The 26,714-nt window shown below is 67.7% G+C and carries 25 protein-coding genes and 1 tRNA gene; 15 read left to right on the forward strand and 11 right to left on the reverse strand.

All coding sequences use genetic code 11. The features are described 5' to 3' along the window. Positions 1–180 precede the first annotated feature (180 nt). Positions 181–2,499 carry a beta-L-arabinofuranosidase domain-containing protein gene (locus ACQY9P_RS12605; RefSeq protein WP_421738924.1) on the forward strand — a complete coding sequence of 773 codons (2,319 nt, stop codon included), beginning with the start codon at positions 181–183 and terminating at the stop codon, positions 2,497–2,499. 184 nt (positions 2,500–2,683) lie between these two features. Here the strand turns inward: ACQY9P_RS12605 and ACQY9P_RS12610 are convergent, their stop codons facing one another. Next, positions 2,684–4,207, reverse strand: a complete 1,524-nt coding sequence (locus tag ACQY9P_RS12610; RefSeq protein ID WP_421738923.1) for an acyl-CoA synthetase — start codon at positions 4,205–4,207, stop codon at positions 2,684–2,686. A 14-nt stretch (positions 4,208–4,221) separates the two neighbouring features. Continuing rightward, complete coding sequence (locus tag ACQY9P_RS12615; protein WP_421738922.1) at positions 4,222–5,889, reverse strand: GMC family oxidoreductase; 1,668 nt, start codon at positions 5,887–5,889, stop codon at positions 4,222–4,224. A 188-nt stretch (positions 5,890–6,077) separates the two neighbouring features. On the opposite strand from ACQY9P_RS12615, the gene ACQY9P_RS12620 reads away from it, so the two are divergent. The 5 genes from ACQY9P_RS12620 to ACQY9P_RS12640 all read left to right on the forward strand — a co-directional run bounded on the left by ACQY9P_RS12620 (position 6,078) and on the right by ACQY9P_RS12640 (position 11,141). After that, positions 6,078–7,412 carry a cytochrome P450 gene (locus ACQY9P_RS12620; RefSeq protein ID WP_421738921.1) on the forward strand — a complete coding sequence of 445 codons (1,335 nt, stop codon included), beginning with the start codon at positions 6,078–6,080 and terminating at the stop codon, positions 7,410–7,412. Between the two features lie 181 nt (positions 7,413–7,593). After that, positions 7,594–8,478: a crotonase/enoyl-CoA hydratase family protein gene (locus tag ACQY9P_RS12625; RefSeq protein ID WP_421738920.1), complete on the forward strand. Its 885-nt coding sequence runs from the start codon at positions 7,594–7,596 to the stop codon at positions 8,476–8,478. Between the two features lie 119 nt (positions 8,479–8,597). Beyond that, a complete protein-coding gene (locus ACQY9P_RS12630; RefSeq protein WP_421738919.1) occupies positions 8,598–9,821 on the forward strand; it encodes a DUF2336 domain-containing protein in 1,224 nt (407 codons plus the stop codon). A gap of 203 nt (positions 9,822–10,024) precedes the next feature. Next, positions 10,025–10,444 carry a MucR family transcriptional regulator gene (locus ACQY9P_RS12635; protein ID WP_421738918.1) on the forward strand — a complete coding sequence of 140 codons (420 nt, stop codon included), beginning with the start codon at positions 10,025–10,027 and terminating at the stop codon, positions 10,442–10,444. Positions 10,445–10,640: 196 nt separating this feature from the next. After that, on the forward strand, positions 10,641–11,141 hold the full coding sequence (locus ACQY9P_RS12640; protein ID WP_421740107.1) for a PAS domain-containing protein: 501 nt from the start codon (positions 10,641–10,643) through the stop codon (positions 11,139–11,141). Position 11,142: 1 nt separating this feature from the next. On the opposite strand, the gene ACQY9P_RS12645 is transcribed toward ACQY9P_RS12640, so the two are convergent. From ACQY9P_RS12645 to ACQY9P_RS12655, 3 genes are read right to left on the reverse strand one after another with little or no spacing between them, the layout of a single operon-like run. Then, the gene (locus ACQY9P_RS12645) at positions 11,143–12,054 is read right to left on the reverse strand and encodes a ribokinase (RefSeq protein WP_421738917.1); all 912 of its coding nucleotides are present in this window, start codon (positions 12,052–12,054) and stop codon (positions 11,143–11,145) included. Between the two features lie 10 nt (positions 12,055–12,064). Further along, the gene (fliP, locus tag ACQY9P_RS12650) at positions 12,065–12,865 is read right to left on the reverse strand and encodes a flagellar type III secretion system pore protein FliP (RefSeq protein WP_421740106.1); all 801 of its coding nucleotides are present in this window, start codon (positions 12,863–12,865) and stop codon (positions 12,065–12,067) included. Beyond that, positions 12,862–13,191: a hypothetical protein gene (locus ACQY9P_RS12655; protein ID WP_421738916.1), complete on the reverse strand. Its 330-nt coding sequence runs from the start codon at positions 13,189–13,191 to the stop codon at positions 12,862–12,864. Before ACQY9P_RS12655 ends, fliP begins: the two co-directional genes overlap by 4 nt. A gap of 116 nt (positions 13,192–13,307) precedes the next feature. Between ACQY9P_RS12655 and flgB the strand changes: the two genes are divergently transcribed. The 3 genes from flgB to fliE are packed head-to-tail and all read left to right on the forward strand — an operon-like array spanning position 13,308 to position 14,516. Next, entirely contained in the window at positions 13,308–13,757 is a 450-nt protein-coding gene (flgB, locus tag ACQY9P_RS12660) for a flagellar basal body rod protein FlgB (protein WP_421738915.1), read from the forward strand. Positions 13,758–13,768: 11 nt separating this feature from the next. After that, positions 13,769–14,188, forward strand: coding sequence for a flagellar basal body rod protein FlgC (gene flgC / locus ACQY9P_RS12665; RefSeq protein ID WP_421738914.1), 420 nt, complete (start codon positions 13,769–13,771; stop codon positions 14,186–14,188). Between the two features lie 10 nt (positions 14,189–14,198). Next, positions 14,199–14,516: a flagellar hook-basal body complex protein FliE gene (gene fliE / locus ACQY9P_RS12670; RefSeq protein WP_421738913.1), complete on the forward strand. Its 318-nt coding sequence runs from the start codon at positions 14,199–14,201 to the stop codon at positions 14,514–14,516. A 48-nt stretch (positions 14,517–14,564) separates the two neighbouring features. On the opposite strand, the gene ACQY9P_RS12675 is transcribed toward fliE, so the two are convergent. Together ACQY9P_RS12675 and ACQY9P_RS12680 are read right to left on the reverse strand one after the other, a co-directional pair. Further along, entirely contained in the window at positions 14,565–15,029 is a 465-nt protein-coding gene (locus ACQY9P_RS12675; protein WP_421738912.1) for a GNAT family N-acetyltransferase, read from the reverse strand. Between the two features lie 1,194 nt (positions 15,030–16,223). After that, entirely contained in the window at positions 16,224–16,409 is a 186-nt protein-coding gene (locus ACQY9P_RS12680; RefSeq protein ID WP_421738911.1) for a hypothetical protein, read from the reverse strand. Between the two features lie 145 nt (positions 16,410–16,554). Here ACQY9P_RS12680 and ACQY9P_RS12685 point away from each other — a divergent pair, with 145 nt between their 5' ends. Next, positions 16,555–17,319 carry an ATP-binding cassette domain-containing protein gene (locus ACQY9P_RS12685; RefSeq protein WP_421738910.1) on the forward strand — a complete coding sequence of 255 codons (765 nt, stop codon included), beginning with the start codon at positions 16,555–16,557 and terminating at the stop codon, positions 17,317–17,319. Beyond that, the gene (locus ACQY9P_RS12690) at positions 17,312–18,862 is read left to right on the forward strand and encodes a glycine betaine ABC transporter substrate-binding protein (RefSeq protein ID WP_421738909.1); all 1,551 of its coding nucleotides are present in this window, start codon (positions 17,312–17,314) and stop codon (positions 18,860–18,862) included. Before ACQY9P_RS12685 ends, ACQY9P_RS12690 begins: the two co-directional genes overlap by 8 nt. Before the next feature lie 13 nt (positions 18,863–18,875). Here the strand turns inward: ACQY9P_RS12690 and hutH are convergent, their stop codons facing one another. Next, complete coding sequence (gene hutH / locus ACQY9P_RS12695) at positions 18,876–20,396, reverse strand: histidine ammonia-lyase (protein ID WP_421740105.1); 1,521 nt, start codon at positions 20,394–20,396, stop codon at positions 18,876–18,878. A 125-nt stretch (positions 20,397–20,521) separates the two neighbouring features. Here hutH and hutC point away from each other — a divergent pair, with 125 nt between their 5' ends. Then, entirely contained in the window at positions 20,522–21,229 is a 708-nt protein-coding gene (gene hutC, locus ACQY9P_RS12700; RefSeq protein ID WP_421740104.1) for a histidine utilization repressor, read from the forward strand. Here the strand turns inward: hutC and ACQY9P_RS12705 are convergent. The 3 genes from ACQY9P_RS12705 to ybaK all read right to left on the reverse strand — a co-directional run bounded on the left by ACQY9P_RS12705 (position 21,226) and on the right by ybaK (position 22,290). Further along, complete coding sequence (locus ACQY9P_RS12705) at positions 21,226–21,546, reverse strand: hypothetical protein (RefSeq protein ID WP_421738908.1); 321 nt, start codon at positions 21,544–21,546, stop codon at positions 21,226–21,228. The genes hutC and ACQY9P_RS12705 overlap by 4 nt on opposite strands. Positions 21,547–21,679: 133 nt before the next feature. Further along, positions 21,680–21,756, reverse strand: a tRNA-Met gene (locus tag ACQY9P_RS12710). A 60-nt stretch (positions 21,757–21,816) separates the two neighbouring features. Beyond that, a complete protein-coding gene (ybaK, locus tag ACQY9P_RS12715) occupies positions 21,817–22,290 on the reverse strand; it encodes a Cys-tRNA(Pro) deacylase (protein ID WP_421738907.1) in 474 nt (157 codons plus the stop codon). A gap of 81 nt (positions 22,291–22,371) precedes the next feature. Between ybaK and ACQY9P_RS12720 the strand changes: the two genes are divergently transcribed. The 3 genes from ACQY9P_RS12720 to ACQY9P_RS12730 all read left to right on the forward strand — a co-directional run bounded on the left by ACQY9P_RS12720 (position 22,372) and on the right by ACQY9P_RS12730 (position 26,619). Next, positions 22,372–24,051 (forward strand): copper resistance system multicopper oxidase, encoded by a 1,680-nt coding sequence (locus tag ACQY9P_RS12720; RefSeq protein WP_421740103.1) that lies wholly within the window; start codon positions 22,372–22,374, stop codon positions 24,049–24,051. Continuing rightward, positions 24,048–24,893, forward strand: coding sequence for a copper resistance protein B (locus ACQY9P_RS12725; protein ID WP_421738906.1), 846 nt, complete (start codon positions 24,048–24,050; stop codon positions 24,891–24,893). Before ACQY9P_RS12720 ends, ACQY9P_RS12725 begins: the two co-directional genes overlap by 4 nt. A gap of 136 nt (positions 24,894–25,029) precedes the next feature. Continuing rightward, the gene (locus tag ACQY9P_RS12730) at positions 25,030–26,619 is read left to right on the forward strand and encodes a fatty acid--CoA ligase (protein ID WP_421738905.1); all 1,590 of its coding nucleotides are present in this window, start codon (positions 25,030–25,032) and stop codon (positions 26,617–26,619) included. The last annotated feature ends 95 nt before the right edge of the window (positions 26,620–26,714 follow it).

A 26,714-nucleotide genomic window follows, 5' to 3' on the forward strand; every position in this document is an offset into this window, starting at 1 on the left:
CAAACACGTCTTTTGCAAACAGTTGTTTGATTGATCCCATGGCCGGGCGGCCGGGGCAAGGTCAAGCCGGCGCAGTTGTGTCGGTGCTTTTTCGGCGACAGGTCGGCGAAGGGCGTTTCGTCGATCGCTCTGTGTGTAATAGTCGGACAAATATGCGCCACCAAGGGTAAGATCGACCGCATGACCCGGATCAGCCGACGCGCCCTGATGGCGCTCTCCAGCGGATTGATGGTGGCCGGAACGTCGGTCCAGGCCGCGACAGCGACGGGGGGCGTGGAGCCTTATCGGCTGGATCAGGTACGCCTGCTTCCCTCGCTCTTTCTGACATCCGTAGAGACCAACCAGCGCTATCTGCTGTCGCTGGATCCCGATCGTCTGCTGCACAACTTCCGCAAGGGTGCGGGCCTGGCGCCCAAGGGGGAACTGTATGGCGGCTGGGAGGCCCTGGGCATCGCCGGTCACAGTCTAGGCCACTATTTGTCCGCGGTTTCCCTGACCTATGCCCAGACCGGCGATGCGACCTGCCTGGAGCGCGCGCGCTATATCGTGCGCGAGCTTCGCGCGGTGCAGGTCGCCCAGGGGGATGGCTATGCCGGCGGCACGACGGTGGACCGAGACGGCCGCACCGTCGACGGCAAGCTGGTCTATGAGGAACTGAGGCGTGGGGAAATCCGCACCTCGGGCTTTGATCTCAACGGCGGTTGGGTGCCGCTGTATTCCTACCACAAGGTTTTTGCCGGGGCGCTGGACGCGCATCGTCTGACCGGTGATTCCGAAGCCCTGACCGTGGCCGTCGGCCTGGGCGACTATCTGGGCGGGATCCTGGAGCGGCTGACCGATGAGCAGATCCAGCAGATCCTGCGGGCCGAGCACGGGGGTCTGATCGAATGCTATGCCGAGCTTCACGCCCGCACCGGTCAGGCGCGCTGGCTGACCCTGGCGCGCCGGGTCTGGCACAAGGCCATCCTGGATCCGCTCAGCGAAGGTCGCGACGAACTGGCGGGCAAGCACGCCAACACCCAGATCCCCAAGGTGGTGGGTGTCGCGCGTCTGTATGATTTGACCCGTGACCCCCGTGACGCCCGCACGGCGCGCTATTTCTGGGAAACGGTCACGCGCGACCACTCCTATGTTATCGGCGGCAATTCCGATCACGAGCATTTCGGCGCGCCGCGTCAGTTGTCCGCCCATCTGGTGCAGGAGACCTGCGAGGCCTGCAACACCTACAACATGCTGCGCTTGACGCGGCGACTGTACGGTTGGAGCGGGGAGGCCTCGTATTTCGACTACTTCGAACGGGCGCACCTCAACCACATCCTCGCGCAGCAGGACCCGCGAACCGGGATGTTCAGCTATTTCACGCCCCTGGCGTCGGGCCTGGCGCGGCTGCATTCCGAGCCGGAGACCTCGTTCTGGTGCTGTGTGGGTTCGGGCATGGAGAGCCACGCCAAGCACGGCGAGAGCATTTATTGGCGGCGCGGATCGCGCACCCTGATCAATCTCTACTATCCCTCGCGGCTGAACGCGCCGGATGCGAGCCTGACGATCAGCACCGACTTTCCCCATGACGACGAGGTCTTCATCCAGGTTGAGCGGGCTCCGAAGGAACTGGCCCTGCGGGTTCCCGCCTGGTGCGCGGCGCCCGTTCTCACCGTCAATGGCCGGCCGGCCGGGCGACGGGAAGACGGCTATCTGGTCCTGAGCGACCTGAAGGCCGGCGATCGGTTGGCCCTGACCCTGCCCATGACCCTGCGGGCCGAGGCCATGCCCGATGACGACCGCATGGTGGCCTTCCTGGCGGGGCCGCTGGTTCTGGCGGCCGATCTAGGGGCGGTTGACGGTCCCTGGCAGGGTCTGGATCCCGTGATCGTCGCCGACGACGCCGTCCGGGCCCTGAAGGTTTCCGCGGCCGAGCCGCACAGCTTTGGCCTGGAGTCGCCCGGCCAGCCGGCCACGCTGAACCTGCGTCCATTCTACAGCCAGCATCGCAACCGCACGGCCGTCTATTTCCGCCGCTACAGCGCGAGCGAATGGGCGGCGGCCGAGCCCGGCGTACGGGCCGAGACCGCGCGTCGCGCCGCGATCCGCGCCGCGACGATCGACCTGATCCGTCTGGGCGAGCAGCAGCCCGAGATCGACCACAACTTCGCCGGCACGCCCAATACCGCCACCGTCAGCCATATCCGCGACGGAGGGCGCTGGATTCAAGGCGGCTATCTGGAATTTGATCTGGCGGTCGCGCCTGGGCCCATGGCTTTGCAGATGGCCTATGGCGGCGGCGATCGCGGCAAGGACTTCCGCATCCTGATCGATGGACAGTTGCTGGTCCGCGAGACCCTTGAGGGGCCGGCAACCGGTGAGCGCCAGCTTCGCAGCTATCCGCTGCCTTCAGTGCTGACCCTGGACAAGCGCAAGGTGCGGGTGCGGATCGAAGCCGACCGTGACCAGTGGACGACGGCCTTCGAGGCCCGGATGTTCCGACAGGAAGCCGCCGTCTAGAGCAAGGCGCGTGAAATCGGAATCGCGCGCCTTGCTCCAGGTTTTTGTTGCCGCATCGTTTTCGGAAAGCCGGCGTCCATTTTCCCGCACGATGCTCCAGGCGCCTGGTCCCGGAATGATGTGCCGCGCCTTGATCGGGATGGGGGGGGTGACCGCCTCATTCAGCCGCTTGCGCGCCTCGCCCCTATCCCTTCGCCCAGTACGCATCCCGGATCAGCCGCTTGTAGAGCTTGCCCGTGGCGTGGCGCGGCAGTTCCTGCATGAAGTCGATCCGGCGCGGCGACTTGACGTGGCTGAGGTTGGCGCGGGCGAAGGCCATCAGTTCCTGGGCCAGGTCGGTCTGGTCGTCGGCCCAGTCCATCGGCTGGATGACCGCCACCACCTTCTCGCCCATCTCGTCGCAGGGCGCGCCCACCACGGCGGCGTCGGCCACTTTAGGGTGGGTGATCAGCAGGTTCTCGATCTCCTGCGGATAGATGTTCACCCCGCCGCTGATGATCATGAAGCTCTTGCGGTCGGTGAGGTAGAGATAGCCCTCCTCGTCGACCCAGCCCACGTCGCCCAGGGTGGTCCAGCCGTGCTGGTTGTAGCTCTCGGCCGTCTTGTCCGGGGCGTTGTGATAGTTCACCGCCGGGCCGTTGGCGAAATAGACGCCGCCCTCGGTGCGCGGCGGGACGGGATTGCCGTCCTCGTCGCAGATCCGCAGTTCGCCCAGCACGGCCTGGCCGACGCTGCCCTTGTGGGTCAGCCAGTTCTGCGAGTTGATCCAGCAGAAGCCGTTGCCCTCGGTGCCGGCGTAGTATTCGTAGATCACCGGACCCCACCAGGCGATCATCTGCTCCTTGACCGGGATCGGGCAGGGGGCGGCGGCGTGGACGGCCGACTTCATCGACGAGACGTCGTATTTGGCGCGCGTCTCTTCGGGCAGTTTCAGCATCCGCACGAAGTGGGTCGGCACGAACTGGCCGCAGGTCACTTTGTACTTCTCGATCAGGGCCAGGGCGACCTCGGGGGCGAACTTCTCCATCACGATCACCGTGCCGCCCAGCTTGTGGACGCTCATGCACCAGCGCAGCGGCGCCGCGTGATAGAGCGGGGCGGGGGACAGGTAGACGCTGTCGCCGGAGAAGCCGAACAGGCCCTGGGCCATCATCTGCAGCGCGTTGGGCTGGTCGATCGGGCCGCCGTTCAGCGCCGGCTTGACTCCCTTGGGCCGGCCGGTGGTGCCCGACGAATACAGCATGTCGGAACCCGCGCTCTCATCGGCGATCGGAGTCTCGGGCATGGCCGCGCGCGCCGCCTCGAAGTCGGCATAGGGGCCGTGGGCGCCGCCCACCGTGTAGAGCCGCAGGCCCGGAACCAGGGCCGCGATCTCGTCGATCATCGGCCCCATGGCGGTGGAGGTGATGAACACCTTGGCCCCGCAATCGGTCAGGATGTAGTGGGTCTCGGCCGGGATCAGCTTGGTCGAGACGCACACATAATAGAGGCCGGCCCGCTGCGCCGCCCAGGTGATCTCGAAGAAGCGGGCGTTGTTCTCCATCAGGATCGCGATGACGTCGCCGGCCTGAAGTCCCAGCGACCGGAACAGCTGCGCGCCCTGGTTCGACCGCGCCTCCAACTGGGCGTAGGTCACGACTTCGCCCGAGCCGGCCATGACGTAGGCGGGCTTTTGGCCCTGGGACTGGGCGTGGATGTAGGGATGCATGTGCCGGGGTTTCCTTAAGCCGCGACCGGGGTCTTGGCGTCCTGCAGGATCATCGCCGCGCCCTTTTCACCGATCATGATGGTGGGTGCGTTGGTGTTGCCCGAGACCAGGCGCGGCATGATCGAGGCGTCGACGACGCGAAGACCTTCCACGCCGCGCACGCGCAGCCGGGCGTCGACCACGGCCATCGGCCCCGAGCCCATCGCGCAGGTGCCGACCGGGTGATACAGGGTCGATCCCGAGGCGCGGGCGTATTCCAGCAGCATCTCGTCGGTCTCGAAGCCCGGACCGGGGTTCATCTCGTGGTCCACATACTGGGCGATGGCCGGCTGCTCGCCGATCTTGCGGGCCCACTTCAGGCCGGCGATGGCCACTTCCTGGTCCAGCGGGTCGGACAGATAGTTGGCGAAGATCGCCGGATAGTCCGACGGATCGGCCGACTTGATGCGGATATGGCCCCGGCTTTCCGGGCGCAGTTGGCAGGGGGCGATGGTCATGCCCGGCGCGTCTTCCAGCTCCATCTTCTGTTCGTTGAACAGCTTTTCCAGATCCATGGTCGCCGGCAGGATGTGGAACTGGATGTCCGGTCCAGCGAGGTCCGGCCTGGATTTACAGAACGCGGCGACGTGGGCCGCCGACAGGGTCAGCAGGCCCTTGCGGAACAGCACGTATTTCAGCGCCTCGGCGGCCAGGCGACCGCCCTTGCTCATCGCGTTGATCGACGGCGCGCCGGCCTTCAGGCGGTAGCGGACGCCGGTCAGATAGTGGTCCTGAAGGTTCTCGCCGACGCCGGCGACATCGGCCACCACGGCCACGCCGTGCTGGCGCAGCAGCTCGCCCGCGCCGACGCCCGACAGCTGCAGCAGTTGCGGCGAGTTGATCGCCCCGCCGGCCAGGATCACTTCGGCGCGCGCCTTGGCCACGCGCTTGACGCCGTTCTGGACGAATTCGACGCCGCTCGCGCGCTTGCCCTCGAAGGTCACCCGGCTGGCCAGGGCGTTGGTCTCGACCCGCAGGTTGGCGCGCTTCATGGCCGGATGCAGATAGGCGACGGCGGCCGAGCAGCGCGCGCCGTTCTTCTGGGTCACCTGGTACCAGGTGGCGCCTTCCTGGTCCTTGCCGTTCAGGTCGTCGTAGCGGGGAATGCCGGCCTGGTCGCAGGCCTCGATCAGGGCGTCGGAAATGACATTGCCGTCGCGCATGTCGGAGACGTTCAGCGGGCCGCCGGTGGCGTGCAGGTCGCAGGCGCCGCGCTCCTGGTTCTGCGACTTGCGGAACCAGGGCAGGACGTCGTCCCAGGCCCAGCCTTCGCAGCCCAGCTGCCGCCAGCCGTCATAGTCGGCCTGCTGGCCGCGCACATACAGCATGGCGTTGATCGAGGACGACCCGCCCAGCACCTTGCCGCGCGGCCAGACGTGCTGGCGTCCGCCCGTGCCGGGGTCGGGCTCGGTGGTGTAGAGCCAGTTGACCTTGGGGTCCTTCAGGGTCGAGGCGTAGCCGACCGGGATGTGGATCATCAGGTTGGAGGCGAACTGCGAAAGGTTCTTGGTCGGGCGGTCATCGCCGCCGGCTTCCAGCAGCAACACCTTGAAGCGGCCGTTCTCCGACAGCCGCGCGGCCAGCACGCAGCCGGCCGAACCGGCCCCCACGACGATGTAGTCCGCCTCGATGATCGTGCTCATCGTTTCTCTCCCTTTCGCCGTCCGCGTGTCTCCGCGTGATCGACGTTCACTCACCATGCGCGGGTCTGGCCCGAACGCAAAGCCTCACCTTGCGTCAGGTGATTTCACGTTGCCGTCGCGGCGCCGTTGGCGCGCCATGTTTACCCGCTATCGTTGCTTCAAAGAACAATGTTCCCGGGAGAAGACGCGTGGATCTGATCAGCCAGACAGTGGTGGACGGCAAGGCCGGGCCCGGAGCGGGAACGACCTATCCCACCCTGCCCGACGTGGACCTCGCAGACATCTTCCGCTTCTCCAAGGGCCAGCCCTTCGCCGACTACGCGCGGATGCGGGCCGAGGCCCCGGTGATGTGGCACCCCGAGCCCTATGGCGGCCCCGGCTTCTGGGCGGTGACGCGCCATGAAGACGTGATGACCGTCAACGGCGATCCGGCCACCTATTCCTCGCAGCGCGGCGGCATCCTGATGGCCATGGGCCCGCCCGACCGCCGCCACGCCCTGCTGTTCCGGGCGTCGATGGACGCCATGATCAATCTCGACGCGCCGCATCACCTGCAGCTGCGTCGCGAGCACATGCCCTATTTCACCCCGTCCTATCTGCGCGGCATCACCGAGGCGGTGCGCGGCGAGGTGACCCGGCTGCTGGACGCGATGGAACCGCTGCTGGAGGGCGGGGCGACCATCGACATGGTCGAGCACTTCTCTTCGGTGCTGCCGCTCTTCACGCTGTGCGAGATCCTGGGCGTGCCGCCCGAGGACCGCCCCAAGTTCCTGAAGTGGATGCACTATCTGGAGCGCGCCCAGGACCTGGCCGTGCAGCAGGCCGCAGCCCCGATCACGCCGACGCTGGAGCTCATGCAGTTCGTCATGGACTTCAACAACAACGTCGAGGAGATGTTCGACTACGGCCGCATGATGCTGCTCAAGCGTCGGGAAGATCCGCAGAACGACCTGATGACGGCGATCGCCCGGGCCCAGGTCGACGGCGCCCTGCTGGCCGACGAGTATCTGGACGGCTCCTGGCTGCTGATCGTGTTCGCGGGCAATGACACCACTCGCAACACCCTGTCGGGCGCGATGAAGCTGCTGACCGAGTTTCCGGACCAGAAGCAGCTGCTGATCGACGATCCTGGCCTGATCGGCGGCGCGGTGGACGAGTTCATCCGCATGGTCAGCCCGGTGATCTACATGCGCCGCACGGCGACGGCCGATGTCGAGCTGAACGGCCAGATGATCCGCGAAGGCGAGAAGGTGATCATGTATTACGGCGCGGCCAACCGCGATCCGGAGGTGTTCCCCGAGCCGGACCAACTGGACGTGAAGCGCCCCAACGCGGCCAAGCATATCGCCTTCGGTTACGGTCCTCACACCTGCATCGGCAAACGCGTGGCCCAGATCCAGCTGGAGGAAGCCTATCGCCAGATCCTGGCCCGCTTCCCCGACCTGAAGGCGACCGGCGAGATGGAGATCGCGCCCAACAACTTCGTCCACGCGATCAGCAAGCTGATGGTCAAGCGGGGGTAACGCCCTTCTCCCCTTGCGGGAGAAGGTGGCCGCGAAGCGGGCGGATGAGGGGTTTCACCTGATCCGTCCGCTCGCCCCCTCATCCGTCGCCTGACGGCGACACCTTCTCCCGCAAGGGGAGAAGGAAAGTTGCCCCAAATTCATACGCATGTTTGACTGACTGAAAATCAGGAGGACCCCCATGTCGCAGCCCACCTTCGAGACCCTGCTCTATGACGTCGAGGACGGGATCGCGACGATCACCCTGAACCGGCCCGAGCGGATGAACGCCTTCACCGCCCGGATGATGAAGGACCTGATCGAGGTGTTCGACGTCACCGACGCCGACGATGCGGTGAAGGTGGTGATCGTCACCGGGGCGGGCCGGGCGTTCTGCGCCGGGGCCGATCTGGGCGCGGGCGGAGCCACGTTCGATCGCACGTCGCCCCAGGCGCTGGAGCGGGAAGAGGGCAAGGTCGGCGATCTCTATCGCGACGGCGGCGGCCGCTGCACCCTGCGGATGTACGACAGCCTCAAACCCATCATCGCCGCCGTGAACGGCGCGGCCGTGGGCGTGGGCGTGACCATGCAGCTGCCCATGGATATCCGTCTGGCCTCGACCGACGCCAAGTTCGGCTTCGTGTTCGCCCGGCGGGGGATCAATCCCGAGGCCGCCTCGTCCTGGTTCCTGCCGCGTCTGGTCGGCCTGCAGACGGCGCTGGAGTGGTGCTACACCGGCCGGGTGTTCGGCGCGCAGGAGGCCCTGGATCGCGGCCTGGTCCGTTCGCTGCACGCGCCCGAGGATCTGCTGCCCGCCGCCCGGGCCCTGGCCCGCGAGATCGCCGACAACTCGGCGCCCGTCTCCATCGCCCTGACCCGCCAGCTGCTGTGGCGCATGGCCGGCGCCGACCATCCGATGGAGGCCCACAAGGCCGACAGCCGCGCCATCCAGGCGCGCGGCGCCTCGGCCGACGCCAAGGAAGGCGTCACCTCGTTCCTGGAAAAGCGCGCGCCGGTTTATCCCGACAAGGTTTCGAGCGATCTGCCGGATATCTGGCCGGCGTGGGGCGATCATCCCTTCAGCTGATACTTTTGGTCACGCAGGGGCGTTCCCATATCCAGGGGGCGCCCCACCCGTCGCTCATCGGACGTTAATGACGATCTGATCAGTTCGGGATGACGGCTGCTCCGACCGTCTGGATGACCATGAGCGAACCCGCGCCGATCCCCCCGTTCGACACCCCGGAGGTTGCCCCGCCGGCGGCGAAGTCGCGCGCGGCGCTGCTCAAGCGCCTGGCCGACGTGGTGTGCCTGCCGGCCAGCCGGGTCAACGCCTTTGAACGGGCGATGACGGCCGACCTGCTGGTCGAGATGCTGCGCGACGCGGTCACGGTGGAGCGCGAGAAGGTCGCCCGTCGCCTGGCCAATCTGGTCGAGATTCCCGGCGCGCTGGTGCGACTGATGCTGCGCGACGAGCTTTCGGTGTCGCGGGCGCTGCTCGAGAATTCCTCGACCCTGGGCGACGCCGACCTGATCGACTGCGCCCGCAACGCGACGATGGAGCACCGCCGGATGATCGCCCTGCGCCGCGGCGTGGGCGAGATGGTCGCCGACGCCCTGGTCGAGGCCGGCGAAGCGCCGGTGGTCGAGGCCCTGCTGCGTAATGAACTGGTGCGCTTTGGCCATCAGACCATCGAGAGCATGGTGGCGATGACGCGTGACAACCCGCGCCTGATCCCGCTGTTGCTGCGCCGCGCCGAGCTGCGGCCCAGCCACGCCTATGTGATGTTCTGGTGGACCGACGCCGACGCCCGCAAGCAGATCCTCCAGCGCTTCGCTGTCTCGCGCGAGATCCTGCAGGACGCCGTGGGAGACCTCTTCGCCGTGGCCTCGGACGAGGGCTGGCAGGACCCGATGTCGCGCAAGGCCCTGCAGTTCATCGAGCGGCGGCAGCGCAACCGCGCCGCCATCGCCAAGAGCCCGTTCGACAGCCTCGACGACGCGATCGCCGCCGCCCAGAACGGCATGACCCGCGATATCGCCGAGGAGATCTCCTATCTGTCCGGCCTCAAGCCGATGACCGGCGCTAAGATCTTCACCGATCCTGGCGGCGAGCCCCTGGCCATCCTGTGCAAGGCCACCGGCCTGCCGCGCGCGGCGGTGCGGGCGCTGTGGCGCGGGCTGCGCCGGCCCGAGACCGACTCGACCGGCGCCGTGGCGCCGGCGCTGGACCGCGTGCTGGCGGTGTTCGACATGATCGCCGTCGATCGGGCCCAGACCGTGCTGCGCTACTGGAACTGGTCGCTATCGTCGGCGATGACGCCCGCGCTGCTGAAGGCCATCCGCGAGGGCGACGAGGCGGCGGTGGACGAATATTCGGTGCCCCAGCGCGCCGCGATGCTAGCGCTTTCGCGCGATTTTGGCCGATAGATCAAATATCACTGAACGCATTGGGCGAGCGATCGGCCAAACTGGAGGAACTCGACCTCCATTGGCGCTCAAGCACGGCCGGCTGATCTGCCGCTGAACTTACCGATATTGCCGGTCTCGGATAATCTGGCTATCCACCCGGCGACTGGTTTTGGAATCAGGTTAAGAACACAAAAAACAGAATAACGACGGGCCACAGCACCATGGATGATCAATCCGACCTCATCGAGATGACGGCGGGTATTGTTTCCGCCTATGTCGGCAACAATACCGTGACGACCGCAGATCTGCCCGCGCTGATCCGGCAGGTGCATCGATCCCTGGCCGCCATCGGCGGTCCGGCCGAGGCCGAGGCGCCCGCGCCCCGCGAGCCGGCCGTGCCGGTCAAGCGCTCGATCGCGCCCGACCATCTGGTCTGTCTGGAAGACGGCCGCAAGTTCAAGTCGCTCAAGCGCCACCTGCGGACCAAGTACGACATGAGCCCCGAGGAATACCGCGAGAAGTGGAATCTGCCGAAGGACTATCCGATGGTCGCTCCGAACTACGCCAAGGCGCGGTCCGAGCTGGCCAAGCAGATGGGCCTGGGCCAGGGCGGCCGCAAGCCGCCGCGCAAGGGCAAATAGCCGAGTCTGATCAAGCGCTTGCCGTCCCGGCGGCCTGAAGGCCGGCGGCGCCCGTCATCCGAATCCGGTGGCGGGCGTTTCGCTTGTTGATTGACTCTCTGGCGGAATCTTGTTGAGCGATGCGATTTTCGCTTGCCCGCGATTCGATCCTTAAGCGATAGTGAATCGTCGTGATTCCAACGGCTTGTTAAGGAATCTGAAGATGAACGCGCAGCTGAGCGCATCGGCCACGGCGGCCCGCGCTCACCAGGAGATGTTCGCCTATTGGGCGTCACTCCGACGGGGGGCAGCCCTCCCGGCGCGTGCGGACCTGAACCCGCTCGGCATCAAGCGGATGCTGCCCACCGTCAGCCTGATCGATGTGGTCAACGAGCCGCGCGACTATCGTCTGCGCCTGGCCGGCACCGGCCTTTATGGCGTCTATGGCCGCGAGATCACCGGCAAGCGCCTGTCGGACGTCTACAACACCGCCGCCGCCGACTACTGGCGCAAGGAACTGGACAAGGTGGTCGATGGCCGCCGTCCGGGCGTGGGCGTCCACAGCATGGCCTGGCGCGGCGCGCCCCACATGTCGATCCTGTGGCTGCGCCTGCCGCTGGCCACCAACGGCAAGGATGTCGACATGATCCTGGGCTATGACGCGGTTATGGGCTCGCAGTCGTCGGAACACGGCTTCAGCGGCATTCGGGCCGCCTAAACTACCCCTCCAGAAACGCCTCGACCTCGCGCTTGCTGGGCATGGACGGCGCGGCGCCGGCCTTCTGCACCGACAGGGCGGCGGCGGCGTTGGCCATCTCGACCGCCTCGCGCAGGTCCATGTTGATCGACAGGCAGGCCGCCAGGGCGCCGCAGAAACAGTCGCCGGCCCCGGTGGTGTCCAGCGCCTTGACCTTGCGGCCCTCGATCAGGAAGGCCTCGTCGCGTCGCACGCAGGCCACGCCCGACGCGCCCAGGGTGACGATCACGGTCTGGTCGGGGCGGCTCATCAGCTTGCGCGAGGCGCGCGACACCTCTTCCAGCAGCACCGGCTCGACGTCGAGTTTGGCGTAGGTCGCCAGTTCGGTCTGGTTGAGGATCAGGATGTCGGTCAGCGGGAACAGCGCCGCGCCCTGGGGCAGGGCCGGGGCGGCGTTGAGGATGCGCAGCGCGCCCTTGGCGGCGCCGGCCCGGAACAGGGCCTCGATGGCCTGGGCCGGCGATTCCAGCTGGCTGAGCAGCACGCGCTGGCCCTCCAGCGGGGTGGCGGTCACATGCTGCGGCGTGATCGCGGTATTGGCCCCGCCGGTGACGACAATCATGTTCTCGCCGCTGGACCCGACCCAGACATGGGCCTGGCCGGTGGGCAGGTTGGCCAGTTCCAGAACGTCGGCCACCTGCACGCCATAACCGGCGAGCTTGGCCTTCAGGCTGGGGCCGCTGTCGTCCTTGCCCACCGCGCCCATCAGGCGGGTCGGCGCGTTCATGCGGGCGGCCGCCACCGCCTGGTTGGCGCCCTTGCCGCCGGGAAACAGCTCCAGCGACAGCCCGGCCACGGTCTCGCCGGGACGCGGCAGATCATCGACCCGCGCGACAGCGTCCAGATTGATGGACCCCAGGACGAAAACGCTCATGGCCTGACCTTTATCCCCCAGCCCCACGCTGGAAACTTTCAACGAGGCTTCCTGCGACGAGTCGCCAGCCATCGACCAGCACGAAGAAGATCAGCTTGAACGGCAGGCTGATCGTCGCCGGCGGCAGCATCATCATGCCCATGCTCATCAGCACGCTGGCCACCACCAGGTCGATGACCAGGAACGGGATGAACAGCAGGAAGCCGATCTCGAAGGCGCGCTTCAGCTCCGAGATCATGAACGCCGGGGTCACCACCTTCAACGGGGTGTCCTGGGCGGTCTTGGGCTTGGGAATCTTCGACAGGCGCACGAACAGGGCCAGGTCCTCGCGGTCCACCTGCTTGAGCATGAAGGCCTTCACCGGCCCGCCGGCGGCCTCGAACGCCTCGGGCAGCTCCATCTGGTGGTCCAGCAGCGGCTTGACGCCCAAGTCGTAGGACCGCTCGAACGTCGGCCCCATGACGATGGCGGTCAGGAACAGGGCCAGGCTGATGATGACCGGGTTGGGCGGGCTCTGCTGCACGCCGATGGCGGTGCGCAGCAGGCCCAGCACCACCACGATCCGCACGAACGAGGTGGTCATGATCACGATCGACGGGGCCAGCGACAGCACGGTAAGCAGGCCGACCATCTGCACGACGCGTTCCGACAGGCCCGCGCCGGTGCCCAGGTTCACATTGATCGCCGACTGGGCCAGGGCTGCGGCCGGCAGCACCGCCGTGGCGAAGGCCGCCAGCACCGAGATCACGGCGGCGCGGCGCAGGTCCTCGGCGCGGGCTCCCGTGATGGATTTGAAGAGGTCGCGCATCAGACCACGGGCTCCGGAGCGGATACGGCGGGAAGGGGGGCGGGGGTCGTGACGGGGGCGGGGGCGGCCGCCTTGGGGCCCCAGTCCAGCAGCTTGCCCTCGCCCAGCAGCATCAGGCGCTCCTCGCCGTCCAGGCTGAAGATCACCAGGCGGCGGGTGGGGTCCAGGGCCAGGCTCTCGACCACCCGCAGGCGGCGCACCTGCCGGGCGTGGACCATCCGCGTCAGGGCGTCGGGGCCAAAGCGCCGCAGGGCGTAGGCCGCCAGACCGATCAGGCCCAGCGTGACGCCCAGGGCCGCGACGGCGCGAATGAATTCGACGATGGGCATGGCGCCTGGAGGGTGCTGGAGACGAGACAAGATGGCGCAGGCAAATGCCCCGCCAACACTGGTGTGCCTGACGCTTCTTAATGCCGGATTAACCCTGTTTCTTCACCATGATCGCCATGGGTCCCGATGACATTCCCCTCTTTGGCATGCTCAAGAGCCGGCTGGGCTATCTGTCCGACCGGCAGAAGCTGATCGCCCAGAACGTGGCCAACGCCGACACCCCCGGCTATCAGCCGCGCGACCTGAAGGCCTACAGCTTCCAGGCCTCGCTGATGAACCAGGGCGCCGGCGCGGGCGCGCCCTATCGGGGCGGCCGCGCGGTTCCGCCCGGCGGCGTCCAGATGATGGCCACCTCGGCCACCCACATGGCCCCGTCCAACGCGCCCAGCGCCTGGCGCTCGACGACCGGCGCGGATTCGGAGGTCACCCTCGACGGCAACGCGGTCACGCTCGAGGACCAGATGATCAAGATGACCGACGCGCGCATGAACTATGACGCGGCGATCACCTTCTACCAGAAGTCCCTTTCCCTGCTGCGCATGGCGTCGCGCAGGCCCAATAGCTGAGGACGAAGGCCATGCCCGAGATCAAGTCCCAGTCGATGGCGACCATGGCCGTGGCGGCCTCGGCCCTGCGCGCCCAGCAGGGGCGCATGCGGGTCATCGCCGAGAACCTGGCCAACGCCAATTCGACCGCGCGCACCGCCGGCGGCGATCCCTATCGCCGCCAGGTTCCGGTGTTCGCGCCCACCCGGGTGCAGGGCGCCGAGGGCGTGCAGATGGTGCGCGCCGAGGGCGACCAGAGCGACTTCCGCTCCGAATACGATCCCGGCAACCCGGCCGCCGACGCCAAGGGCTATGTCAAGCTGCCCAACGTCAATTCGCTGGTCGAGGCGCTGGACATGAAAGAGGCGCAACGCGCCTACGAGGCCAACCTCAACGTCATCGAGACGGCGCGCGCCATGGAATCGCGCACCCTCGACATCCTGCGCAAGTAAGGGCTGACCCATGATCACCGCGCTCGCCGCCGCCAAGGCCTACGCCTCGCAAGGCGCCATGTCGGTCGGCAATATCGGCTCGATCGGCGGGGGAGAGACCGCCAAGGGCGGGATCAATTTCGGCGACCTGCTGAAGTCGACCATGAACGACGTCACGGCCGCCTCGAAGAACGCCGAACACAAGGTCGCCCAGCAGGTGGCCGGCAAGGCCGAACTGGTCGACGTGGTCACGGCCATCTCCTCGGCCGAAGCCAGCCTGGAAACGGTGATGGCCGTGCGCGACCAGGTCATCTCGGCCTATCAAGAGATCATGCGGATGCCGATCTAGGGCAGGGCTCCGGCCGGCGGTTCGGGCGATAGCCGTTCCGGCGAGACTTCATCCAACATCCCCCCAAGTATAGACCTCCCAGCCTGGCTCTGATGCGGCAAGAATGGGATGGGGCCTGAAGCCCTCGGATGCGAGCAACCGGACGATTGGGGCATTTGCGGTCCGAATGCGGGCTTTTGCGCCCCGCCAACGTTTGCGTCGAATGTAATCAAGGGCATGACGGATAAGCGCCCTACCTACGCCTTGCCTCCTGAACCGCGTTGCGACAACAAGATAGAAAATCTCGTTGGCGCGCATCACCATCACGCCGGCGATGTCTCCAGCGCGATCGTCTAGCCAAACATTTTTTTGTCTGCATTGGCCTCTGACCCAATCTTGGTGCGCAGCGTCAGCGAAATTTTCCTTCAGAGGGATGTCGTTCTTGGCGGCCAGCAGCACCGTGTGTACGGCGAGCGCATCAGCCACCAATGCTCGCCGTATCTTTGATCCGCCAGTGTTTTCAATTTCGATCATGGGATGACTCAACCTTCGACGGAGTATCCAATTCATGGCCCCATGGGGAAGCCGACGCGCCCCGCGTCGCACCAAGCCCTTCATCTCATGGAGGCCAAGCGTGCCGGCGTGGACAGGTCTGTCAAGGACGGCCATTCGGGCCGCCGCAGCGCGGCGACGCGTGCGCGTCGTCCTTGAGAGACCTGTCCACGCCGGCGATCGTCTCTCCGTCAGATAAAGGGTTAGCTCGCCTTCTTGGGCGAAAGGGCTGTTCCAACAAACAGCAAGCTCTTGTCATCCGGGCGCAGCGGATTGGCTACGCCGTTCGGGATGACAAGCATCTGGGGGGCTCGAGGTCTGAAAGCCACCCGTCTTCACTCGCGCAAACGTTGCGGACGGAAACCTGACGTTAAGTTCACTCGCCTAACGTCGTTATCCTTGGGGGATCTCGCGCGGCGCAGCGCGCATTCGAAAATCTGGTGGGTGATGATATGCAACGTACGAAGAAACCAGGCCTGCAGGTGACCTGGCTGGAGAGCGCCCTGTTCGCCGCGCTCCTGCTGACTCTGGGCATGATCGCGTTCACGCTGACGCGGTGACCGCCCTTTGAGATGAAGCCGCCGATCCCCGTCTCCGGGCTTTTCAGGCCGGCGAGAACGGGGATCGGCGGCTTTTCATCCCCGTTCTTTCCGGACCAAACTCCAGTCCGATCAATCGCTTGTAAAATAGTTGATCGCGCCAATCCTCCGCGTTCAAATCGCCCGCATAATCAATCTCACCCAGGAGCAAGGGAAGGGGCGTCGGCCGGCGACCTGATGGGCTCCTGGGGGTGATCGAGCGGGTTGAGAGGACAGGGGACGTAAATCTGTCCATCGGAGGAAGGCCAAAGCCTCCGCCCGTCCGAAGGTACGTTCCGGGTCCTCCGGAATCGGCGTGGCTGCAGCTTGAGGGCTGGGTCCGTCGCGAGGAGGAGCGCCCGGATGGGGGTGAAGGGTTGAACCAGACCCGCGCGCCCCGGCCAGAGGGATAACGATCACGCGGAGCGTTCGTCTTCGTCGAAACGGTACTTAGAAACACAATCATCCGGGCGAGGCCCGGACGCTCCGCGACCCTTCCCATTAACTCGGCGGTTTCCGCGCGAGGCGGCGAAGCCGTGTCCGCCAGACTTGCCCCCACCTGACCTGCGAAGCAGCCCGTAGGGGGCAAGTGGCCCGACTAGAACCCCGCGAAGAACCGCTGATCCACCGCCAGCAGGCCATGGGTGATCGCATAGATGCTGGTCCACAGCACCGCGTTGGCCACGACCATCACGAAGACGCTCAGGCCCAGCGGCCATTGATTGCCGTCGCGGCGGCGCTTGCCGCGGGCGTCGAACGGGGCCGGGTGCAGGGACGTGGCCATCTGTGATCTCCGATTAACTTCAACAGGATCGAGATCGAGTCGGTTCCCAACCAGTGCGACATTCGCCGCGCGCCGCCTTGTCGCACCCGGGCTTTGCGTCCGCCGCGATCCGGGCCAGGGTAGGGGCCGCGCCGTCGGAGACCGCATGACCGCCATCACCCTCGACCGGATCGGCAAGATCTATGGCGGCGCGCCGGTGCTGCGCGACGCCAGCCTGAGCATCGCCGGGGGGCAGTTCGTGGCCCTGGTCGGCGGATCGGGGGCCGGCAAGACCACCCTGCTCAAGACCATCAACGCCCTGATCGCGCCGACCACCGGGCGGGTGCTGATCGACGGCCAGGATGTGGCTGGCCAGCCGGGCCCGGCCCTGCGCCGCCGCATCGGCTATGTCTTCCAGGAGGTGGGCCTGTTTCCCCACATGACCGTGGCCCAGAACATCGGGATCACCCCCAGCCTGCTGGACTGGCCGGCCGAGCGGATCGCCGCGCGGGTCGAGACCCTGCTGGATCTGGTCGACCTGCCGCGCGACATCGCCCCGCGCCTGCCGGCCGCCCTGTCTGGCGGACAGCGCCAGAGGGTGGGCGTTGCCCGGGCCCTGGCGGCGGAGCCGTCGATCCTGCTGATGGACGAGCCGTTCGGGGCGCTGGATCCGGTGACCCGCGTCGCTCTGGCCGACGACGTGCGCCGCCTGCACGAGACCCTGGGCCTGACCACGGTGATGGTCACCCACGATGTCGGCGAAGCCCTGCTGCTGGCCGACCGGATCGTGGTCATGGCCTCTGGCGCGATCATCGCCGACGATACGCCCGCGGCCCTGCTGACTCGGACCCATGCCGATCCGCGCGTCGCCGACCTGATCGACGCCCCGCGCCGGCAGGCCGAGAAGCTGGCGAGGCTCGCCCATGGATGACCGCCTGCATCAGGCCCTGGCCCTGCTACCCGAGCGGCTGGGCTGGCACGTGGCCCTGTCAGCCGCCGCCCTCGCTCTTGGCCTGCTGATCGCCCTGCCGCTGGGCGTGCTGGCGGCCCGCAACCCCCGACTGCGCTGGATCTCGCTGTCGCTGGCGGGACTGGTGCAGACCATTCCCAGCCTGGCCCTGCTGGCCCTGTTCTTCCCGCTGCTGCTGCTGCTGTCGGGGCTTTCGGTGAGGGTGCTGGGCCATGGCTTTTCAGCCCTGGGTTTTCTGCCGTCGCTGCTGGCCCTGACCCTTTATTCGATGCTGCCGATCCTGCGGAACACGGCGGCGGGTCTGGGCGGTGTGGATCCCGCCGTGGTCGAGGCGGCGCGCGGCGTGGGCATGACCGACCGCCAGCGGCTGTGGCGGGTGGAGCTGCCGATCGCCCTGCCGGTGATCATGGCCGGGGTGCGGACGGCGGCGGTATGGACCATCGGCGCGGCCACCCTCTCGACGCCTGTCGGCCAGACCTCGCTGGGCGACTACATCTTCTCGGGCCTGCAGACCGAGGACTGGGTGGCGGTGCTGGTCGGCTGCGCGGCCTCGGCGGCGCTGGCCATGGTCGTCGATCAGTTGCTGGGCCTGATCGAAAGCGGCGTCGGGCGGCGCCAGCGGGGGCGCTGGATGGCCGGTGTCGCGGGTCTGGCCGCCGGCCTGATCGCCGCGCTCGCGCCCTTGGCCGGAGCCGCCCTGAGCACGGGTCAGGCCAGCTATGTGATCGGGGCCAAGAACTTCTCCGAGCAATATGTGCTGGCCGAGCTGATGGCCGGCCGGCTGGAGGCCCGGGGCGCGCGGGTCGAACGCAAGATCAATCTTGGCTCGGCCGTGGCCTATCGCGCCCTGGCGGCCGGCGAGATCGACGCCTATGTCGACTATTCCGGCACCCTCTGGGCCAATGTGCTGGGCCGCAAGGACAATCCCGGCCGCCAGGCGGTGCTGGACCAGCTGCGGACCGGTCTCAAGACTCGCGACGGCGTCGTGCTGCTGGCCCCGCTGGGCTTCGAGAACGCCTACGCCCTGGCCATGCGGCGTGACACGGCCCAGCGTCTGGGGATCAAGACCCTGGCCGATCTGGCCGCCAAGGGCTCGGGCCTGACCATGGGCGGCGACCTGGAATTCTTCTCGCGTCCCGAATGGAAGAGCGTCGAGAGCGCCTATGGCCTGAGCTTCAAGGCCAGACGCCAGTTCCAGCCGACCTTCATGTATCGCGCCCTGGGTTCGGGCGAGGCCGACGTGATCTCGGCCTTCTCCAGCGATGGGCGGATCGCGGCCGATGACCTGATCCTGCTGGGCGACCCCAAGGGAGCCCTGCCGCCCTATGACGCCGTGATCCTGGTCTCGCCCAAGCGGGCGGGGGACCGGCGGCTGGTCTCGGCCCTGGCGCCGCTGGGCGGGACCATCGACGTCAAGACCATGCAGGCGGCCAACTACGCGGTGGACCGCGACACCGGCAAACTCAGCGCGGCGCAGGCGGCGAAGATGCTGGAGGGGAAATAGAACGCTCGGACGTTCAGGTCACGCCCGGCAGATCGCTGGTCGCCGCGATCACCGCGCCCGAGCGGACCAGCCGGTTGGCGGCTTCCATGTCGGGGTGGAAATGCCGGTCCTCGTCCAGGTGCGGCACCTGCTTGCGGACCAGGCCCCGCACCGCCTCCAGCACCTCGCTGGACCGGAGCGGCGCGTGGAAGTCGCAGCCCTGGACGGCGGCCAGCAGCTCGATGCCGATCACCGCCGTGGCGCTGTCGACCATGGCCAGCAGACGCCGCGCGCCATGGGCGGCCATCGAGACATGGTCTTCCTGATTGGCCGAGGTGGGGATGGAGTCGACGCTGGCCGGATAGGCCTTCTGCTTGTTCTCCGACACCAGGGCCGCGGCGGTGACCTGCGGGATCATGAAGCCGGAGTTCAGGCCCGGCCGGGGCGTCAGGAAGGCGGGCAGGCCAGACAGGGCGGGGTCGACCAGCATGGCGATGCGGCGCTCGGCGATCGAGCCGATCTCGCAGACCGCCAGGGCGATGATGTCGGCGGCGAAGGCCACCGGCTCGGCGTGGAAATTGCCGCCCGACAGGGCCTCGTCCGTATCGGCGAAGATCAGCGGATTGTCGGAGACCCCGTTGGCCTCCAGCGCCAGGGTGTTGGCGGCCTGGCGCAGGATGTCGAGGGCGGCGCCCATCACCTGCGGCTGGCAGCGCAGGCAGTAGGGATCCTGCACCCGCTCGTCCTCCTTCAGGTGCGAGGCGCGGATGGCCGAGCCGGCCATCAGGGTTCGCAGGGCGGCGGCGGTCTCTATCTGGCCCGCGTGGCGACGCAGCAGGTGGATGCGCGGATCGAAAGGCGTGTCCGAGCCCTTGGCCGCCTCGGTCGACAGCGCCCCGGTGACCAGGGCCGACTGGAACAGCAGCTCGGCCTCGAACAGTCCGGCCAGGGCGTTGGCGGTCGAGAACTGGGTGCCGTTCAGCAGGGCCAGCCCTTCCTTGGGCCCCAGCACCAGCGGCTCCAGCCCGGCCTCGGCCAGGGCTTGGGCGGCGGGGAGGCGGGCGCCGTCGACGAAGATCTCGCCGACCCCGATCATGGCGGCGGCCATGTGGGCCAGCGGGGCCAGATCGCCCGAGGCGCCGACCGAGCCCTGGCAGGGGATCACCGGCGTCAGGCCTTGGACCAGCATGGCTTCCAGCAGTCTGGCGGTCTCCGCCCTGACGCCGGACGCGCCCTGCGCCAGGCTGGCCAGCTTCAGGGCCATCATCAGGCGGATCACTGCAACCGGCGACGGCTCGCCCGTGCCGGCCGCGTGCGACAGGACGATGTTGCGCTGGAGCGTCTCCAGATCCGCGTCGCCGATCCGCACGCTGGCCAGTTTTCCAAAGCCAGTGTTGATGCCGTAGACCGGCTCGCCCTTGGCCAGGATGCGCTCCACGGCCTTGGCGCTGGCCTCGATCACGGGCCAGGCGGCGTCGGGCAGTCGGGCCGGGGCGCCGCGATAGACCTTTTTCCATTCGACGAGGAACACCTCGCCCGGATGCAGCACGACCATGGCCTGGAGACCCTTCAACGGAGACTGGACCGCTTGTGACCCGTCCTAATATGTATAGACATATTGAGGGCGGCCCCGCGTGTCCAGCGGCCGCCCCCTGGGAGAGGTCTGGCGTGAGCAAACCCGTGTCGCTGCACCAGCGCATCCGAGGCGACATCGAGGATCGCATCCGCTCGGGCGAGTGGCCTCCGGGGCATCGCGTGCCGTTCGAGACCGAGCTGATGGCCCAGTATGGCTGCGCCCGGATGACGGTGGGCAAGGCCATGTCCGCCCTGGTCGAGGCCGGGTTGATCGTGCGGCGCAAGCGAGCCGGCTCGTTCGTGGCCCGGCCCAGGGTGCGCGCGCCGGTGCTGAACATCCCCGACATCCAGTCGGCGATCCTGGCGCGGGGCGACGCCTATGGCTTCCGCCTGCTGTCCAGCACGGTGCGCGCGGCCCGTCTTGACGCGGCCGAGGAGCTTGAGTTGGCGGCCGGCGACGCGCTTCTGGAGCTGGAGGGCGTCCACGACGCCGGCGGCCGGCCCTTCGCTCTGGAGCGGCGCCTGATCAGCCTGAAGGCCGCGCCCGCCGCCGCGAGCGCGGATCTGGCGGTCAATCCGCCGGGCGGCTGGCTGCTGGAACACGTCGCCTGGACCGAGGCCGAGAGCCGGATCAGCGCGGTCAACGCCGACGCCCAGGTGGCCGCTCTGCTGGATCTGGACGAAGGCGCGGCCTGCCTGGTGGTCGACCGCCGCACCTGGCGCGGCGACGAGCATGTCACCCGCGTGCGGCAGGTGTTTCCCGGCGAGGCCTATGATCTGGTGGCGCGGTTCGGGCCGGGCGGAAGCGACTAGACGCCCTTGCCCGAGGCCAGCGGGCTCATCAACCGACGGCTGTCGCTGGAGGTAAGGCGGCCGCTGGCGTCGTACTCCAGCGTGGTCAGGCGCAGGATCGACAGGGCGCTGGCGTCGACGCTGACCCAGCGCAGGCGCTGGCCGCCGCCGGGCAGGGGCTCGCGCACCGAAGGCTGGCCCAGTCGCTTGACGGCCTGCTGCGGGGTGCGGGGGGCGTCGGCGAGCGGGGAGGCCAGGGCGATGGCATTGGCTGGGGCGCCCGACAGGCAGGCGATCATCGCCAGGGCGAGAACGGCGCTGGTCTTGCGGTGCGTCATCGACGGTCCCCTCCGCGAACTCCCTTGAGAAGACCGCAAACCGCCGCCAAAAGCAAATTACCGAGGGGCAATGTGAGCCGCGCAACGCCGCGATCCGGGCGGCGGACAATCAGGGCGAGCGGGAAATCCGTCCTGGTGGTTGGAGGCGGGATCGAACCGCCGACCTGTGGGTTATGAATCCACCGCTCTAACCATCTGAGCTACCCAACCGCACCAGGACGGGAGCGGGGCTTATAGGCGAGAAGCGCGCGGGATTTCAAGCGACCCCGTTCAGGCGATGATCGAGGCCGCCTTCGCCCCCAGGGCCGAGACCAGGTCGGCGGGGGCCAGGCGCATCTGCAGGCCGCGCTGTCCTCCGTTCACGAATACATAGGGCTGGGCCAGGGCGGCTTCCTCGACCGCGGTGGGCATCCGCTTCTTCTGGCCAAACGGGCTGACGCCGCCGACCTTGTAGCCCGTGATCCTTTCGGCGTCCGGGACGGGCATCATGCCCGCCGACTTGCCGCCCAGGGCGGCGGCCAGCTTCTTCATGCTCACTTCCCTGTCGGACGGCAGCACCACGCAGGCCGGTTTGCCGTCGAGCAGGACGACCAGGGTCTTGAGCACCCGGGCGGGATCCTCGCCCAGCGCCTCGGCGGCCTGCAGTCCGACCCTTTCGGAGCCGGGGTCGTAGTCATATGTGAGCAGCTCGAACGAGACCCCGGCCTTGGCCAGGGCTAGGGTGGCGGGTGTGCTTCTGGACATGGCGCAGGTGATATCCCAACTGTCCGTGCGTGTGGAGACGGGGCGCGTCAGCGTTCCAGCGCCACGTGGAGAATGACCAGGATGCAGGCCCTTGATCGCCGCCAGATGCTCGTCGCCGGGGCGACCGCCGGACTTGCCGGCCTGCTGCCCGCCTGGGCGCGCGCCTCGGACCGGCGTCAGCCCGCGACCCTGAGCGGCGAGGAGATCGCTCTCACCATCGGTCATGCGGCGTTAAGCCTGGATGGCAAGGCCGGGCACGCGATGGCCGTCAACGGGACGGTTCCCGGTCCGCTGATCCGCCTGAAGGAAGGGCAGAGGGTTCGCCTTTCGGTGACCAATACGCTGGACGAGGACACCTCTATCCACTGGCACGGCCTGTTGGTGCCGTTCCAGTTCGACGGCGTGCCGGGTGTCAGCTTCCCCGGGATCAAGCCGGGCGAGACCTTCGTCTACGACTTCAAGGTCCGTCAGTCCGGGACCTACTGGTATCACAGCCACTCGGGCCTGCAGGAGCAGATGGGCGTCTATGGCCCCATCGTCATCGATCCGGCGACGCTCGAGGCCGCGCCATACGATCGCGAGCACGTGGTGGTGCTGTCGGACTACAGTTTCCTGCATCCGCACCAGATCATGCGGAAGCTGAAGGCCCAGGCCGGCTATTTCAACGACCAGAAACAGACCGTGGCCGGACTGCTGGCCGGTCGCGACCAGTCGCTGAAGGACCGCCTGGAATGGTCGAGGATGCGGATGGATCCGACCGACATTCTCGACGTCACCGGCTCGGCCTACACCTATCTGATCAATGGCCACGGCCCCGGCGACAACTGGACCGGCCTGTTCACGCCGGGCGAGCGGGTGCGGCTGCGCTTCGTCAACGCCGGCGGCATGACGACCTTCAATGTCCGCGTACCGGGCCTGTCGATGACCGTGGTGTCGGCCGATGGCCAGAACGTCCAGCCGGTCGGTGTCGAGGAATTCCAGATCGCGCCGGCCGAGACCTATGACGTCATCGTGCGGCCCGTCGACGACCGCGCCTTCACCCTGGTGGCCGAGGCCGCCGACCGTTCGGGCCTGGCCCGCGCAACCCTGGCGCCGCGCCCGGGCATGAGCGCGCCGGTCCCGCCGCTCCGCGCCCGGCCCCTGGCGACGATGAAGGACATGGGCATGGACATGGGGGGCATGGACATGTCCGGCATGAGCATGGACATGCGCGACCCCGCCAACGCGCCGCCGACCGTGAAGCTGGGCCCCGGCGTTCAGAGCATCACCCCCATGCCGGCGGACCGGTTGGGCGAGCCGCCGCAGGGGCTGGAGGACGTCGGCCACAAGGTGCTGGTCTATACGGATCTGATCGCGCTCGACGCCAATCCGGATACCAGACCGCCCGGCCGCACTGTCGAGATCCACCTGACGGGCAACATGGAGCGCTTCATGTGGGCCTTCGACGGCGAGGCCTTTGGCCCGCTGAAGAAACCCATCGCGTTCCAGAGGAACGAGCGGGTGCGGGTGCTGCTGGTCAATGACTCGATGATGGCCCACCCGATCCACCTGCACGGCCACTTCTTCGAGGTGGTCAACGGCCATGACGGTCACCATCCGCGCAAGCACACGGTCAATGTCGCCCCCGGCGGCAAGGTCGCCTTCGACCTGACCGCCGACGAGCCTGGCGACTGGGCCTTTCACTGTCACATGCTGCTGCACATGCACGCGGGCATGTTCAATGTCGTCACGGTTCGGCCCCTTGACGGAGCCTCGGCATGAGCGCGGCCCTGTTGATGGCGCTGGCCCTGGCTCAGCATGACCACGCCGCGCCGCCGCCGCCGGCTCCGGTCGAACAGATGGCTCCGGTCGACCCGCACGCGGGTCACGACATGTCGGCGATGACGCCGCCAGTTCAGGCCGCGACGGTCGCGCCGCCGGCGCCGACCGATCACGCGGCCGAGCGGTTCTACAGCCCTGCCCAGATGGCGTCGGCGAGGGCGGTCCTGCGGCGGGAACACGGCGGCGGGACCTATGGCATGGTCCTGTTCGACCAGGCCGAATGGCGCTCGGGCAAGGGCTCTGATGCCGCGGCCTTCGAGGGCGAGGCCTGGTTCGGCGACGACTCCGCCAAGGGCGTGGTCAAGGCCCGGGGCGAGCATGTCGACGGCGCCGGCTGGGACACCGCCGAACTGCAGGGTCTCTACGCCAGGCCCATCGGGCCCTATTTCGACCTGCAGGCGGGGGTTCGCGCCGATCTCGAGCCGAAGGGCCGCACCTATGCCGCCCTTGGCGTGGAGGGCGTCGCGCCCTACTGGATCGAGACCAAGGCGACCGCCTTCCTGTCGGATCGCGGCGACCTGTCGGCGCGCGTCGAGGCGTCGCACGATCTGCGCCTGACCGGCCGGCTGATCCTGCAGTCGAAGGTCGAGACCAATCTGGCCGAGGCGGGGAGCGACGCCGAACTGGGCCTGCGCCTGCGCTACGAGATCCGGCGTGAGCTCGCGCCCTATGTCGGCGTGCTTCGCCACCGAACATTTGGCGACGACGCCGACAGGGTCCGCGCGGCGGGCGAGCGCGCCGGCGAGACCCGCCTGGTCCTCGGAATTCGCGCCTGGTTCTGACCATCGGGGATTTTGTGAAGCGCCTGCCCCAACGGCACGCCTTTACGTATGCGGAAGGGCGCCCCAACATCTGTTTGACCTGAGCGGAAGCGGCGGATTCACGCGCCGCGCCTCGGGCCAGGGAGATCCGGGCGACATGTCTGCCATCGACTTTGACCGCATGCCGACCCTGGGCGACGTCGCCCGCTACCACGCCGAGGTTCGGCCAGACGCCGTGGCGCTCAGCTTCGAGGGGCGCGACACCACCTTCGCCGGCTTCGATCGCAAGACCAACCAGGTCGCCAACGCCCTGCTGGCCGCGGGCCTCAAGACCGGCGACCGGATCGCCTATGTCGGCAAGAACAGCGACCTCTATTTCGAGCTGCTGTTCGGCGCGGCCAAGGCCGGGGTGGTCACCGCGCCGATCGGCTGGCGACTGGCCCCGCCGGAGGTGGCCTATATCGTCGGCGACAGCGACGCGCGGATCGTCTTCGTGGGCCCCGAACTGGTCGATCAGATCGAGACCGTCGCCGCCGAACTGGCCTGGCGTCCCGAGGTGATCGTCATGGAGCCCGTCGCGGGCGACGCGCACCGCACCTTCGAGGCCTGGCGCGACGCCCAGCCCGACACCGATCCGCGCATCGCGATCACCCCGCGCGACATCGCCATCCAGCTCTACACCTCGGGCACCACGGGGCGGCCCAAGGGGGCGATGCTGATGCACGACAACCTGCTGAACCTGCGCCGCAGAAACGCCGAGACCCCCATGGACTGGAACCAGTGGGGTCCCGACGACGTCAGCCTGGTGGCCATGCCGGTGGCCCATATCGGCGGATCCGGCTGGGGTCTGGTGGGGCTGCTGAACGGCGCCAAGGGCGTGGTGGCCCGCGAGTTCGATCCCTTCAAGGTGCTGGACTTCATCGAGAAGGACCGCATCTCCAAGATGTTCATGGTGCCGGCCGCGCTGCAGATCGTGGTGCGTCTGCCCCGGGCGCGCGAGGTCGACTATTCGCGCCTGACCCACATCCTCTATGGCGCCGCGCCGATCCCCCTGGACCTGCTGCGCGAGTGCATCGAGATTTTCGGCTGCGGCTTCTGCCAGCAGTACGGCATGACCGAGACCACCGGCACCATCGTCTATCTGCCGCCCGAGGATCACGATCCGGCGGGTAACGCCCGGATGCGCTCGGCCGGCCTGCCGCTGCCCGGCGTCGAGCTGAAGGTGATCGACGAGGCCGGAAACAGCCTGCCGCCCAACACGGTGGGCGAGATCGCCACGCGCTCGCCCTCGAACATGGCCGGCTACTGGAAGCTGGACGCCGCCACCGCCGCCACGGTCGACGCCGACGGCTGGCTGCGGACCGGCGACGCCGGCTATCTGGACGAGGACGGCTATCTGTTCATCCACGACCGGGTGAAGGACATGATCATCTCGGGCGGCGAGAACATCTATCCCGCCGAGGTGGAAAGCGCCGTCTACGGCCACCCGTCCGTGGCCGAGGTGGCGGTGATCGGCGTGCCGGATGAAAAGTGGGGCGAGGCGGTCAAGGCGGTGGTCGCCCTGAAGCCGGGCGCGGTCGCCGATCCCGACGACATCATCGCGTTCGCCCGCACCCGGATCGCGGCGTTCAAGGCGCCCAAGAGCGTGGACTTCATTGACGTTCTGCCGAGGAACCCGTCCGGGAAGATCCTGCGGCGGGAACTGCGCGCGCCGTACTGGGAAGGGCGGACGCGGCAGGTGAACTAGAGCGACTCACTTGCCCCCACCTGACCGCTTCGCGGTCGTCCGCCCCCGTAGGGGGCGGATGAACCATCTTCCCCCTACGGGGGAGGAGCGCGCAG

The organism is Caulobacter sp., from assembly GCF_965279145.1.
Classification (GTDB): Bacteria; Pseudomonadota; Alphaproteobacteria; order Caulobacterales; family Caulobacteraceae; genus Caulobacter.

Coding starts and splice junctions, on each gene's coding strand:
- ACQY9P_RS12605 (WP_421738924.1), top strand. CDS start 181: ATGACCCGGATCAGCCGACGCGCCCTGATGGCGCTCTCCAGCGGATTG.
- ACQY9P_RS12610 (WP_421738923.1), bottom strand. CDS start 4,207: ATGCATCCCTACATCCACGCCCAGTCCCAGGGCCAAAAGCCCGCCTAC.
- ACQY9P_RS12615 (WP_421738922.1), bottom strand. CDS start 5,889: ATGAGCACGATCATCGAGGCGGACTACATCGTCGTGGGGGCCGGTTCG.
- ACQY9P_RS12625 (WP_421738920.1), top strand. CDS start 7,594: ATGTCGCAGCCCACCTTCGAGACCCTGCTCTATGACGTCGAGGACGGG.
- ACQY9P_RS12630 (WP_421738919.1), top strand. CDS start 8,598: ATGAGCGAACCCGCGCCGATCCCCCCGTTCGACACCCCGGAGGTTGCC.
- ACQY9P_RS12635 (WP_421738918.1), top strand. CDS start 10,025: ATGGATGATCAATCCGACCTCATCGAGATGACGGCGGGTATTGTTTCC.
- ACQY9P_RS12645 (WP_421738917.1), bottom strand. CDS start 12,054: ATGAGCGTTTTCGTCCTGGGGTCCATCAATCTGGACGCTGTCGCGCGG.
- ACQY9P_RS12655 (WP_421738916.1), bottom strand. CDS start 13,191: ATGCCCATCGTCGAATTCATTCGCGCCGTCGCGGCCCTGGGCGTCACG.
- flgB (WP_421738915.1), top strand. CDS start 13,308: ATGGGTCCCGATGACATTCCCCTCTTTGGCATGCTCAAGAGCCGGCTG.
- flgC (WP_421738914.1), top strand. CDS start 13,769: ATGCCCGAGATCAAGTCCCAGTCGATGGCGACCATGGCCGTGGCGGCC.
- fliE (WP_421738913.1), top strand. CDS start 14,199: ATGATCACCGCGCTCGCCGCCGCCAAGGCCTACGCCTCGCAAGGCGCC.
- ACQY9P_RS12675 (WP_421738912.1), bottom strand. CDS start 15,029: ATGATCGAAATTGAAAACACTGGCGGATCAAAGATACGGCGAGCATTG.
- ACQY9P_RS12680 (WP_421738911.1), bottom strand. CDS start 16,409: ATGGCCACGTCCCTGCACCCGGCCCCGTTCGACGCCCGCGGCAAGCGC.
- ACQY9P_RS12685 (WP_421738910.1), top strand. CDS start 16,555: ATGACCGCCATCACCCTCGACCGGATCGGCAAGATCTATGGCGGCGCG.
- ACQY9P_RS12690 (WP_421738909.1), top strand. CDS start 17,312: ATGGATGACCGCCTGCATCAGGCCCTGGCCCTGCTACCCGAGCGGCTG.
- hutH (WP_421740105.1), bottom strand. CDS start 20,396: ATGGTCGTGCTGCATCCGGGCGAGGTGTTCCTCGTCGAATGGAAAAAG.
- ACQY9P_RS12705 (WP_421738908.1), bottom strand. CDS start 21,546: ATGACGCACCGCAAGACCAGCGCCGTTCTCGCCCTGGCGATGATCGCC.
- ybaK (WP_421738907.1), bottom strand. CDS start 22,290: ATGTCCAGAAGCACACCCGCCACCCTAGCCCTGGCCAAGGCCGGGGTC.
- ACQY9P_RS12720 (WP_421740103.1), top strand. CDS start 22,372: ATGCAGGCCCTTGATCGCCGCCAGATGCTCGTCGCCGGGGCGACCGCC.
- ACQY9P_RS12725 (WP_421738906.1), top strand. CDS start 24,048: ATGAGCGCGGCCCTGTTGATGGCGCTGGCCCTGGCTCAGCATGACCAC.
- ACQY9P_RS12730 (WP_421738905.1), top strand. CDS start 25,030: ATGTCTGCCATCGACTTTGACCGCATGCCGACCCTGGGCGACGTCGCC.